General features: G+C 69.0%; 1 protein-coding gene. It reads right to left on the reverse strand.

The genetic code is table 11. From position 1 onward, the window contains the following. Positions 1 to 13,806: EndoU domain-containing protein (locus ACFU8Q_RS04630; protein WP_384447690.1), on the reverse strand; the 13,806-nt coding region annotated here is incomplete at its 3' end. Positions 13,807 to 13,809: the final 3 nt, after the last annotated feature.

Genomic DNA, 13,809 nt, shown 5'->3' on the forward strand with positions numbered 1-13,809 from the left:
GTCGTCGTGCACCGGCCGGAGCGGTTCGCCCTCCGTGGCCTCGCGGTACTGGTCCTGGAAGCCGAGGAGGTGGCCGGTCTCGTGCGCGATGACGTACGACGTGTCGGTTGAGTTCTCGCCGCCCTCCGCGACGTACCAGGTGGCGCTGTCGAACCGGACCACCCCGCCCAGGTCCGGGTGCAACTTCACCGTGTGGTGCGCCTGTGCGGGATCGTCGACGAACTCCAGCTCCACCCTCAGCAGATCCCCGTTCGGGAGACGGTGCTTCGGTTCGTTGTAGTACGCGTCGACGCCGCGCTTCGCCATCGCCTTGGCGTTCACGACGTGGTTCTCGGTAGCGCCCGGCCGCCGTTCCAGATGGATGCGAACCGTGACGTCGGAGCGCACACTGCCGTCGCTGAGCAGGGTGCGCTCGACGGAGAACGCGCGCTCATGGACGGGCGCGGCGGCCCCGCCCATGTCCATGGTCCGCTTGCTGGGCCGGACAACGTCGGCCGTACCCAACGAACGGACGTCGGTGACCGGCTCGGGTCGGGGAGCCGGGGCGAAGGGGGACGGGGGGAGTTCGACGACGGCGTACTTGGCAGCGGGCGTGAGGGTGGGAGCCGGGGGCTCTTGCGGGCCGGTGTGCTGCGTGTGGAGCGGGGCGGTCGGCGAGGAGTGCGGCTGGGGCTGACGGGGCCGGTGCGGGCTCGGGGTCATCACGATGTCCTCGTCCCAGTCCACCGGGGCGTCCTCGCCCATCACGATGTCCTCGTCGAAGACCGTGTGCGTCGGTGTGGCCTGGTGGTAGGGAGGGGTCTGCGCGCCCGGAGTGGCGGGGGTCATGGGGTTCTCCGACCACAGCTGGGCAAGCCGCTGCTGCACCTCGGCGCGGTGCTCCGTGACGTAAGGATCCAGCTGAGCCAGGCGGTCCTGCGCCCTGGCGAACGCCGCCGGGTCCTGGGCCCGGCTCGCCTTGACGGCCGCGAACTTGGCCACGTTACGCAGGTGTTCCACCTCGTACAGATGGCTCCGGAGGTCAGCGAGGTCGAAGTCGGGCGGTGGCGGCACGATGTCCCTGACCGCCGACCAGTTGCCGACCAGGAAGTCCAACTCGGCTGCGGTGAAATGCCGCAGACCTTCGAGGGACATCCTGCTCCAGTGCAGGAAGCCGTGGTAGTCGAGGTCGGCGTCGCCGTTCTCGTCGCGGTCCTCGCCGAGGAGTTCGTCGGCGATCTCGTCGAACCGTTCCCGGTCCAGCTCGGCGCGGAGCTCCTCGATCTCCGTGCGGTGCCCGACCAGATACTCCAGCGCCAGCTCCTCCGGGGTGGCGGGGCGCTGCCAGAGGTCGGCGTCCATGTTCAGCCGGGTGACGTCCGAAGGGGTGTGCAGCCGCAGAGCGTCGGCGAGCCGGGTGAGGGCGAGCGGATGCACACCCAGCTCGTGTGCGGCGGCGTCGGTGACTGCGTCGGTGTCCACCACCTCGGTGCGCTGCCACTGGTCGATCCGCTGCTGGTTCTCCTGCATGTCCGGGCCGAGCAGGCTGCGCATGCTCTCACCCTGGCTGTGCTGGAAGGTCGACAGGTCCCACCAGTCGTCGGCGGAGACCTCGAGTTCCGACATCCGCCGGACGAACTCGCCCACCTGCGGTCCCGCGCCGAGCCGCGTCGCCAGCGTCTGCAGGGTGTGCAGTGCTTCGCTCGGCGTGGCGGCCTGGTGCAGCACGGGCAGGGCGCTGCGCAGATGGTCGGGGTGCAGTCCCAACGCCCTGGATACGGCGGCCAGATGGACCGGGTTGACGGGAGTGACCGGGCTTTCCAGGTTGACCGGCGTGTGGTCGCTCGGGTGCGTGGCCGGGCCCTCGATGTGTCCGGTCGGGGCCGTCGGCTGCGGCCGCGTGACGATCTCCGCCCCGAGGATGAGCAGCGAGGTGCTGTTGATGCGAGTGGTGAGCTGCACGCCCGGCTCGGGCGTGGTCACGATGGTGAGCGTGCCCGGCTGGTCCAGGTCGGGGGTGCGCGGTGCGCTGCTCCGGGCCGCCCGCAGTGCGGCCAGCCGCAGCCGGTCCGGGGTCCAGCCCTCCGGCAGCCGGCCGTCCGGGGTGTGGGTGTAGTCGGACGCGAACGCGTCCTGGGTGAGCGCGGTCAGCGCCGCCTCGGTCGACTCCTTCGTGACGTGCGGGGCGTGGTCCTGGGAACGGCGGGCGGCCAGCAGCTCCAGCAGACCGGGCTCGTCGAACAGTCCGGCGTGCGTGTTGCGGCGCAGCGCGGCCTCGACGTCCGCCGTGAGCATCGGGTTCGGTGTCCCGCCCTGCTGCTCGCGCGGGGCGTCCCAGGAGTCGGTGGACCGGGGCGTCGGGCGCCGGTGTTCGAGGACCTGGCGTACGAGATTCTCGCGGCCCGCGTCCGGGTCCAGGTCGAAGCCCAGCAGCCGGGCCGCGGCCTCTTCGGGGCTGTGCACGGACAGCGCTCCGATGTCGGCGCCGTCCTCCGACGGGCCGGTCTCCCTCGTCGGCCGAAGCTCCACGGTGAACCGGGTCTTGGGGAGCCGGCCGTTCTCCTTGCTCTCTTCCCCGGAGTTGTATGTGTCGTCGATGTGCTCCTGCACGTCGGACAGCTTCTCGCGCAGTTCGGCGAGGGCCTGCGGGTGCATGTTCCCCGGGTAGTGAACGATCCGGGTGAGGTTCAGCCCACGGTCGCCGTTGGTGAACACCACGTGCGACACCCGGAAGCCGGCGAGCCCGCCGGACGCCCGGGCATACGTCATCGGGGTCTCGGAAGTGACCGCCACGATGTCCTCGGCGTTCCACTCCGGGTGCGGCTGGAAGCGGGACGGACGGAACCAGCGGTGCTCGCCGTCCTTCACGACCCCCTGCATCCGCACGCCGCCCGCCGCGCCCTCCCACAGGTACCCGCCGTCGGGCAGCACCTCGAAGAGGCCGTTGGCCAAGGCGTTGTTGTGTGCGTCCCGTACGGCCTCGCGCAGATCACCGGGGGTCCACTCCTCGGGGAACAACATCCGCGGATTGGTGCCCCAGCCGTCCTGGACGACCCCGTCGGGCGAGTCGCCCTCGCCGACCTTCAGGGTCGCCTTCCCCGGTCCCGTAGGCGGATTCCGGAACCACACTTCGGCCCGGCGCACACCGTTGAAGTCGGGGCCCGTCAGCTTCTCGAATCGGATGCCACGGTCCGTCTGGGCCACCTCGCGCTTCTCTTCGCCGTGTGCGTACTGCACCCCGGTCAGCGTCTGGGGGTCGCCGCGCAGCACGAAGCGCATCGAGGCGTCGCTGAACGCGGGATCGTCGGACAGCCCGCGGGGCGACGGCGGTTCGAGGTGGGTGGGCGGCAGCAGACCGTTCTGGTCGGGGTGGGGGGCGAAGTCGGTGATGGTGCCGGTGGTGTCGGCGCTGCCCTTGATGCGTACGCCCTGGTAGACGCCGTCGAAGGTCCGGCGTCCGGAGCGTTCGCTGTCGGGGGTCAGGCTGCCGTTCCTGACGTGGTCGAGGTACACCTGGCGGGCCGCGTGCAGGACTTCGTCCGGGCTCCAGTGGTCCGGGAACATCGTCCGGTCACTGCCGTCCGGCCGTTTGCCCGCCTGGTAGGTGCCGTTGGGGTTGCGTGGCCCCGTGGCTTCGGGGCGGAACCGCCCGGAGGGGCCGCGCGGGGCGAGGAGACCGTTGGTGCCGGTGCGGGGGTTGCCGCGCAGGACCCGTTCCCGTACGTCGAGCGGGATGTGCGCCCTGGCCTTGTCGTGCGGAGCCGTGCCCACGCCGGGGGTGTGCGACCAGGCGTCGTCGACCGCCGTGGAGAGCAGCAGCAGATCCCGCGGCATGATCCGCAGCGTCGGCGAGAGGTGGTGGTCGGACGTCATGTGGTCCATGTCGAACTGCACGAGCCCCGCGTCGTCGATGCCGTAACCGGACATCAGCGAATGGTCGTCGTACACCGGCCGGAACGGCCGGCCCTCCCTGGCCTCGCGGTACTGGTCCTGGAAGCCGAGAAGATGGCCGGTCTCGTGCGCGATGACGTACGACTTGTCGATCGCGCCCGCCCCGCCCTCCGAGACGTACCAGGTGGCGCTGTCGTCCCGGCCCTCCCCGTTCGGGTCCGGGTGCAACCTCACCTGCCGGTGCGCGTCTGCGGGATCGAAGACGAACTCCATCTTCACCCGCAGCAGATCACCGTTCGGGAGACGGTGTTTCGGTTCGTTGTAATACTTGTCGATGCCGCGCTTCGCCATCGCCTTGGCGTACTTGACGTGCTTCAGGGTGGTGCCCGCCTGCGGGAACAGATGGACACGCACTGTGACGTCGGAACGCACACTGCCGTCGCTGAGCAGGACGCGCTCGACGGAGAACGCGCGCTCCCAGACGGACGCGGCGGCCCCGCCCATGTCCATGGTCCGGTCACTGGGCGGCAGAATCTCGGCCTTGCCCAGCGACTGGACGTCGGTGACCGGCTTCGGGAGGGGACCCGGGGGAAGTTCGGCGACGGAGTAGTCGGCGGTGAGCGTGGGCGTGGCGGCGGGCTTGTGCGGGGGGACGGGTGCCGAGGACTCGTGCGGGCTGGTGTGCTGCGTCCGAAAAGGGGCGTTCGGCGAGGTGTTCGGGGCATGGGACGACTCGGTCCGCTGCTGGGCGGTCGGCTCCGTCGTCCCGTCGAAGTGTGAGCCGTTCTGCTGAAGGTGTACGGAGAGCGGCGCACCGCTCCCCGGCGCCGGCCGGAACCGGTCCGACCCGCCGGGGTTCGTCCCCGACGGCGGTGTGTGCACGGTCAGGTCCACGTGGAACGTTCCGGCCAGCAGCGGCAGGAAACTCTTCGACCAGGGGGAGTCCCCGCTGTGCTCCCACTCGGCGACGGCCCTCCGCACCTCCTGGAACAGCAGGTTGCGGGCCCTGCGGGCCGCCGCCTCACTGGTCGGTACGGAGGTGTGCGGGAGGAGATCGGGGAGCAGTTCGGCGAGCCCGTGCGGGCCCAGATCCCTCACATGGGCGTGCACGGCCTCCTTCATGCCGAGCACCAGCGTGTGCAGGTCCTGGTGGCTCTCGACATCGGACGCGGCCGAAGCGGTGGCGCGCAGCTCGTCCGGGGAGTTGACCAGGTCCCTCAGCTTCTGGCCGAGGTGGGGAAGCTTCGGCCCGACTGCCGAGGGGGCGCTGACCAAAAGCGAAGTGAGCTGCGAGTAGGCGTCGTCGGGCACCTTGAGCACCGGGCGGGGCGTACCCGGCACGGGTTCGAAGTCGGACCCGTCGTCGGAGACCGAGTCGTGGTCGGAGACCGAGTCGTGGTCGGAGACCGAGTCGTGGTCGGAGACCGAGTCGTGGTCGGAGGCCCAGTCGTGGTCGGATTCGTTGTCGGACGGCGTTTCCTGCGGAGGCCTCAGGTCACTGGTCTGATCGACGTGCCGGTAGTGGCCGTCCTTCAGTAGAAGCTCGACGCCTTCGGCGCCCTCGTGGCCCGTCGCCTCGCTCCCGTCGGGCATGAACGTATGGCGTCTGCCGTCCACCAGCACCGTCACCGGCACCCCGAACAGCTGGGCTGCCAGCGGCGGGTACAGGTCACCCGCGCTGTCCTTGGCCGCGGAGTCCTCGTTGGCGGGCCGCTCCGTCTGCGACGCGGCGAGCGCGGTCCGCTGCTCCGGGGTCAGTACCGCACGGTGGTTCTCGGTGGGGGCGCCCGCCGAGTGCGGAATCCACTTGCCCTCCGTGTACTCCCGGCCCTGTGGCGTCGACCTGTCCAGCAGGTCCTCCAGGCCGGCCGCGCGGACCTCGTCGGGCTCGAACTTGTCGGCGAGGTCCGGGTGGGTGTAATCGGCCAGGGGGTTGTCCCCGCCCCCGCGGAGGGTCTCTCCGAACAGCGCACGCAACTCGTTCGCCACACCGGTGAGGTCGTGGTCCCTCGGGACGGCGATGCCCTGCTGCGCCAGTAGGTTCGGATCGATCCGGACCAGGTGCTCGGCCAGGGAGTGGAAGAAGCCGTTGCCGTCGTGCGAGACCGGGCCGACCGGGTGGATCCGACCGGACGAAAGGTCCTCCACGCCGAGGAGTTCACCCTGGTCGTCGGTGAACTCCGCGTACGTGTCGGCGGGGGGTACGGACTTCTCCACGCCGTGGTCGTGCTCCACGGTCGGGTCGTAGGCCAGCACCTGGGGCTCAGTGGTGTCACCGCGCTCGTTCGCCGGGAGCCGGTGCCAGTCGTTGAGGGCGTCGGCGGCCGACCGCAGCGCGTGGTAGTGCTCGCCTGCGGCCCTCAGCTTCTGCTCCAGCGACTCCAGCTTCGGCCGGACCGTCTCCCGTACCGCGTTCAGTTCGGCGTTCGCCGCGTCCAGCGCCTGCTGCGCCGTCTGCCGGGCCTCGGGGGTGGTCGCCGCGTCCAGCCGGTGCTGCGCGTCCTGCACCACGAACGCCAGGTCGGTCAGCGGGCGGTAGGTGCTCCAGTACGCGTCGTGGTTGGCCTTCCAGGTCTTCCATCCCTTGGCCACGTCGTCCCATTGGCTGGACAGCGCCTCGGGGTGGTTCTGGTCGTTGATGAGCCCCAGGTCGCGGGCCACGTCCTCGCGGATCCAGGCGAGCACCTCGGTGTCCGCCTCACCGGCCTGGAGGCCCGGCGGGTCGTAGCCCTCCCAGGTCAGCCCGCGGGCTGCCAGCTGCCCGACCGGGCTGTCCTTGATGTGACGGTGCACCCCGGCGACGGCCAGCCACTTCGTGGGCACGGAGAAGAGGAACGCCCGCCCGGTGTCCGGCTTCATGTTGATCTTGGCGGCGGTCGCCTCGTTGAACTTGAACTCCTCCGACGAGCCGACGCCCGGCGCGATGACCGGGGTGACCTGGTAGGTCGTCTTGTGCGAGTCGGCCCCGATGGCGTCACCTCCCATCCCGCCGTTCTTGCTGTGGGACTGCCCCTCACCCACGTCGAAGCTCTCCCCCGTGCCGGTGGCGAACTCCATCCGTACATCGGCCGTCGCGAGGAGCTTGGCCCCCGACAGGTCGAAGGCCGGGTGGAGTTGGAGGGTGCCGGTGGCGCCGCCGACGACGGTGTCGTCCACCAGGCCGAGCGGCTGGTAGCCGGTCTCGCCCAACGCCGAACCGTCGATGAGCGAACCGGTCAGGGACATCTCGCTGGTGCCGGTCGTCAGCGTGTCGCCGCCACCCTTGCCGGGCGACAGCAGTTTGACCTTCGCGGCCTTGGCACGGGCCTCGGTCAGCTGGTCACCGGTGAGCACACCCCGGGTCTCCACCCCCTTGCCCGCGTGTCCCCCGTTGAGGTGCTGGCTCTCGGCCTTCGCCAGGGTGATGTGGGCCAGGTTCTCGACGTTCCTCGAGCCGAGCACCCGCGTGAAATGCACCCCGTTGCCGGGGACCAGCCCGGCGGGCCGGTTGTCGCCGGACACGTGCTGGGTGAGGTGCCGGCTGATCCTGTCCGGCGTCGCGTTGTTCGACGGCCACACGTCCACGGCGGCGGGCGGCGGTGTGTACACATCGCCCTCGTTCTCCCCGCCCGGCTTGAGCAGTGCCAGCGGCTCCTGGCTCTTCGCACTGCCCGCTTCCCAGGTGTGTTCCAGGACGACGTCGCCCTTGTTGTCCACCACCGTGACCACGACGTCGTACGAGGTGGAGACGGTGGCGAGCGGGCCGGGAATCACCGTCACCTGCGCCGTGGTCTGCGACTCCGAGCTGCTTTGGCCACCGCTCTCTCCCTTCGAGCCGCTGGAGTTCCCCAGCGGGCCGCCCGACGAACCGTTCGGTCCGGTGATGCGTTCGGTGACGTTCGCGGAAAGGCCGCGGGAGCGGGTGACGCCCCGCGAGGCGCTGTTGCTGTTGGTGACGGAGTGGCCGTTCTCCACATCGCCGAAGCCGAAGTCCTCGACCGTCCGGGTGCCGGGGACCTGCTTCACCGTCACCCGGTATTCCTTGCCCCCGACAGGGAGGCTGTCGGTGAAACCGCGCCAGGGCGCGCGCCCCCGGTACTGCTGCGGGATGCCGGACTCGACCATGGCCTGCCCGTGCCGTTCGGACAGCAGTGTCCTGATGGACTCCAGGCTGTTGCGGGTGAACCGCAGATTGCGCAGGGTCTGCATGAACTGCGCCCGTCCCGCGTCGTGACCGCTCGGAGCCGACACCGGGACGACCCCGAGCGGACTCTCCTTGAACCACGAGGAGTGCGACCAGGTCCCGGCCCCGTCGGCGAGACCGGGCACCCGCGCGATACCGGTGTTGAACAGATTCAGCGCGTGCGCCGCCTGTTCGGAGACCAGTCCGCGCCAGGCGTTCGCCTTGTCCACCAGCTGCCCGGTCCACGCGGGCAGCTTCGAGCGGAACGGGGTGAGGGCGCCGAGCTTGTCGGCGGACATCTCGACGCGATACTGGGCGTCCGTCGTGACCGGCACCCACTGACCGTTCTCCGGAACGATGTTGACCGACCGGCTGATGGTCTTGCCGCCGCCCTGCGAGGTCACACTGGAGCGCTGGTACGGGGTGGCGCCGAAGCCGTAACGCGTCGTGGTGGGTACGCCCGTCGGCTGCGCGGGGAAGTGCCCCACGTTCACGTCGAACGACAGCACCCAGCCCTTGCTGTCGCCGCCCGAGACCGCCAGGTCCAGGGTGCGGTTCATCTCCGGCTTGAGGTCGACGGGGCCGCCCACGGCGGTCGGGTTCCCCCGCCGTCCGACGAGGCGTATGTCGCCCGTCGCGCCGTACAGGAAACCCGGGGCGCGTACGTCGTTGAGCTGCTTGCCCGTCGGGGAGAACACCTGGTCGGAGTCGGAGGTCAGCGACATCGAGCCGAAGGCGTTCTTCATCCGCTGGTGCTGGCTGGTCCCCTCGGTCGTCAGCGACCACTCACCGCGGGTCGCCCGGTTCGCGACCAGCGGGCCCGCCTGCTGGAGGTGATGGTCCGTCGGCACGTAGAGGGTGATGACCGGGATGCTCTTGAGCGAGTCGTCGCGCTGCCACTCCGAGGGCGCCCACAGGTCCTCGGTCTCGGTCAGCGGGTCCAGCTCCCGCGAGGTGGTCTCGCGGCTGGTGACGAACGGGTTGGCCGCGCCCTCCGCATGCGGGTCGACCTTCGGCATGTACTGCTCCGACAGATGGAGCATCACGCTGAAGTCCCCGAGCGTGGCCTCGGGGCCGCCCACGGTGGCCGGCTCGTGGATCTTGCGCCCCGCCCGGCCGAGCGTGAGGGCCCGGTACGGCGCGTGCCACTGGTGCACGCCCACCAGCTCGGCCTTGAACCGGCCGGTCGCCAGGAAGGAATGCACCCCGGCCGGGGTGGCCGTCACGTCCTCGCGGCCGGCTGTGAACGTGGTGCCGTTGCCCCGGGTGTGCTGGCGGTTCGCGCCGGCCTTGGCCCCCAGTACACCGATGTGGTCCGGCGTACCGGTACGGAACGTTTCGTTCGAGCGCAGTTCGACGGTGCCGCCCGCCTGGGCCCCGAAGGTGTGCGTGGTGCTGTGGGCGTTGCCCACGCGCTCACCGGCGTTGTTGTTCTGGCGGGTCATCCGGTCACGGTCGGTGCCCTGGTAGACCGGCGGATCGAGATCGGCCTTCAGGTTCAGCGCGAAGAGGTTCTCCTTGGTGAGATTGCGGCCGAACAGCTTGACGGACAGCCCGTCGTGGGCGAGTTCGTTGAGCGTCACCGCCAGGTTCCGCTCGTCGAACCTGGCCATGATGATGCGGGTGTTGGCCTTGGCCCGGTCCCGCTCGCCGCTGATGGCCTGCGTGAACTTGGTCCATTGGCTGCGCGGATCGGCTGTGTTCGCACCTGGCCGCGGGGCGACCAGCACCGAGTCGCCGTGCGTCCGGTTGATCCAGTCGAGTACCCGGTCGACGAGTACGTTCGGGGACGTCGGGTCCGGAGAGTGACTGTTGTCGATGACGAGGTCGGTGGCCCTGGTGTGCGTCAGGTCGTAGTCGCCGTCGCGCCAGTGCGCGGGCAGCGGCGGCTCGCTCCCCTCGGGACGGGTGTGGGTGTCGGGGTCCCAGCCCGCCCGCTCGCGGGCCTCGCGCACCGGCATCCGTACGAGATTCCAGGTGTCGAGGACCCTCGTCTCGCCCTTGAACGTGACGGGCACCTTCAGCTCCTGGAGGTAGAGGGCCGTGGAACTGCCCTTCACCCGCCCGGTGATCTTGCGCCCCACGTTCCCGCCCTGGAGCGAGACCTCGCTGGAGTCGTGGCTGTAGTGCAGGGTGAGCCCGAGCTGCATGAAGATGTGCGGCGCCTGGTCGGTCGGGATGGCGAACCGTGAACCGCCGAAGAAGGCCACCACATAACGCCGGTTGTCCTGGACCAGGATCTCGTTCTTCACGGTGATGGCGTCCGTGATGCGCATCTCGGCGTCGTCCACGACCTCGATCAGATGGTGCTCTCCGGATATCGCCTTTCCCACCTGGAAGCTGCCCGCGGACTGGCCGTTGCGCCTGCGCACGTCGAGCGGTGCCAGCGGTCCACGGGCCATCTCGTCGGACATGCTGTGGAAGCGGTCCGTGCTGAAGTAGTCGCTGAGCTGCTTGTGCTTGTACCCGCCCGGCCTGGCTTCGAGCTTCTGGACCGCCCAGTCGAAGAGCGACTTCACCGGGCCGAAGCCCTCGGTGCTCGGTGAGCCGAGAGGCGAGCCGGGCGGCGGGGTGAAGTTGCGCGGGACGCGCAGCTCCGTCACCTTCGGCACGGCGGAACCCTTGGACACCCGGGTCGTCATCCCGTTCTTGATGCCCGCGCCGAAGGATTCGAGCTGCTCGTCCGGGTGGAACTCGACCTGGTAGTAGACGTCCTGGTGAAAGGACTCGCTGCCGCCGGTCGTGCGCGTCTCACGCTGGTACGAACGCTGGTCGTGGCTGCCGACGACATGCTTCTGGTTGTGACTGGCGCTCCCGCGGAGGTCCAGCAGCATCCGGGCTTCGGACGGCAGTGCCCCGACGGCGAACCCCGCTTGGAGACCGGTGCCCCGGGACGTGCCGGTGTTCGTACCGGTCTGCTGCTGGAGCTGTTGGGACGTGTCCAGCTTGTGCGGGTCGCGGGCCTCGGAGTCCGGATGGTGGGTCCACATATCGGCGTACGGGATGGCCGTGACGGTCATCACGGTCCGCTTCGCCTTGGTGAGGCTCGTCCCGAGGACGGGAACACTGTGCTTGACGACGAACCGGCGGCCGTCGCCGAGGAACGATCCCGGATGCCGGGCCAGTTCGTCGTCGATCTGCTGGATCACGGAGGCGTCGGCCCGGTCGCCGTTGCGCTTGCGGTTGAGCGCGGCGTTGAGCTTGTCGTGGAGCGTCCGGCCGATGCTCGCGCCCTGGCGCGGCTGAAGCAGCTTGGTGCTGCTGTGTCCTGCGGCGGAGCCGGTGGGGAGCGGGGTCTCCCGCCCGGCCTGGTTCTTGACGTACTGGCTGACGTCGTGCTGCCAGAGGGGAGGACGGGGGGCGTCCTCGGTGACCGCCCTGGGGGCGTTCGTGGGGGGCGTCAGGGTGTCATCGTGCCGGGGGTCGTCATCCGGGGTCTGCTCGTTCGTCTGCTGGTTGGACTGCTGGTTCGTCTGCTCGTTGGACTGCTGATCCGTCTGCTGGTTGAGCTGCTGGTCGGTCTGCTGGTTGAGCTGCTGATCCGCCTGCTGGTCAGACCGCTGCTGTTGTTGTTCGGAGTGCTCGTTGGCCTGCTGGTTGCTCTGGCTGCTCTGCTCGTTCTGGAGCTGATCCGTGTCAAGTACCGAGTTGTCCCGGTGCTCGCTGGAGACGACGTTGTCGTGGGACAGCGGCGTCGGAGGAGAGGGCGGCGTCTGCGAAACCGTCTCGTTGACATCAACCGTCTCGTTGACCGTCTCCGTGACGTTGTTCGCCGTGGACTTCGGGGCGGTGACCGATTCATTGGTCTGCGTGAGCGTCGAGTCGAATTCGGTGGAAGTGGTCTGCGTCGAAGTCGGGCGCCGCAGAGGCTTCAGTTCGATGTTGCTGCTGCCTTCGCCATTGTTCGGCAGAAGGGGCGACTGGTTCGAACGGCGCGGCGGGGTGGCCGCATTGGGCGTGCTGCCCGATGACGTGTGGGTGGGCGACAGGTTCGGCGGGGTGGTCGATGCCGGGTTGGCCGGGGGCACGGAAGTGACCGGAGCGACCGGCGTCACCGGGGTCTCGGACTGGTGCTGGAGGTCCGACGTGACCGTGTGTTGCGTGTCGTTCGTGTTCGTGTGGTTGATGGTCTGGACCGTCGCGTCCGAGGAGGTCGTCACCACAGGCTTCACCGGCGTCACCGGGTCGTGGGACGTGACCGTGTGGTTGGACGTGCTGTCGGGCGTCTTGTTGGACGCGTCGTCGGCCGTGGTGTGGTTCGAAGTGTTGCTTTCCGTGGTCTGCGGCGTATTCGCAGTCGTGTTCTGTGTCGTGTTCGTCGTCGTGGGGTTCGTCCCGTTGTTCAGCGGGTCCGATCCGCCGCCGCTCACATCGAGGTGCTTGTCCAGGCCCTTGTCGAGCCCGCCGTCGAGCGCCGACGTGTTGAAGTGGTGGGACATGGCATGCACGACAGGGCGGACGAGATAGACGTGTCCGCCATGGCTCAGTCCGCCGGTCAGCATGCCCGCGACGAATGTGTCCCACGACGTGGTGAAGCCGTCCTGGTAGATCAGGTTGTAGAAACCCTCACCGAGGTTCTGGCCCACGGACTCGACGAGCAGCCCACTGCCCACCATGCCCATCCGGAAGCGCTTGTTGCCCTGGAATCCCATGTGCATCAGCGTCTGGGGCATGTCGTGGGCGAGCGCCTTCAGCGCGTTCTTGTCGAGCTTGCTGCCCAGTTCCTTGGTGAGTTCCCTGCTGAGCGCTTCCGCCGCCCCCTTGGTCGGGCCCGACCAGTGCTCGGTGACGGTCTTGGCCCAGGTCTTGCCGATCTGACGGGACTCCTCCTTCGTCAGCCCGTTGATGGGGGACTTGGCGAACTCCTTGCCCATGTTCTTGATGAAGTTGTCGCTCGCGGCCTTGGCGCCCTCTTTTCCACCGACCTTGGTGAAGCCCTTCATGAGGCTGAGGTCGTGGTCGCTCAGTATCTTGGCCACGTTCTTGGCCAGGTCACCGGCCCCCTTGCCGCCGACCTTCTCCAGGGTCTTGAAGGCTGTCTTCAGCTCCTTGGTGAGGAGCTTCGACAGGCCCGTACCGAGCTTGTTGCCCAGCCACTTGCCGATCCCCGGGGCCAGCAGGCTGAGCGGCCCGGTGACCAGGCCCTGGATCGCGCCGAACTTGACCGCGTCCAGCAGCAGCTTGTTGTCGAACTCGTCCCGGTTGCCCTGGCCCATCTGGACCATCTGGATGATGCGGTCCATCGCTATGCCCATGCCGACCCCGAGGGCGACGTGCTGGGCGATCCTCTTGAGCAGCTCCTTGAGCAACATCTTGAGGAACAGCCGGGTGAAGAGCGTGCGCCAGCTCAGTCCCGACAGCAGTGCCTCACCGAAGCCGGGCACCCACGAGAACGCCATGGCGTACATGAACTCGGCCAGCAGCTCGATGAGCTGGGCGAGCATCATCCACTTCGTGTACTCGGCCTGGTTCGCGGTGTCCCGGGCGACCTTCGCCATGCTCTGGGACTGCTCGGCCGCCGCGTCGAGGAACGAGCTGTCGCCGCCCGCGATGACCTGGCCCAGCTTGAGGAACGCGTTGGCCGCGTCGCCCTCGAAGTTGTTCTGGATGCTCTGGAGCAACAGCACGAGCTGGTCGTCGAGCTGCTTGTAGTCGTCGCCCACGGAGTCGTAGAGCTCCGCCGCGTTCCGGAGCTCGTCCTCGTTGGCCTGTGGCCACTTCATGCCCGTCAGGGCATGCATGATCCACTCGACCGCGGGGGAAGGGGTCAGCATCCG

The organism is Streptomyces sp. NPDC057543 (genome assembly GCF_042801895.1).
In the GTDB taxonomy this organism is placed as follows: domain Bacteria; phylum Actinomycetota; class Actinomycetes; order Streptomycetales; family Streptomycetaceae; genus Streptomyces.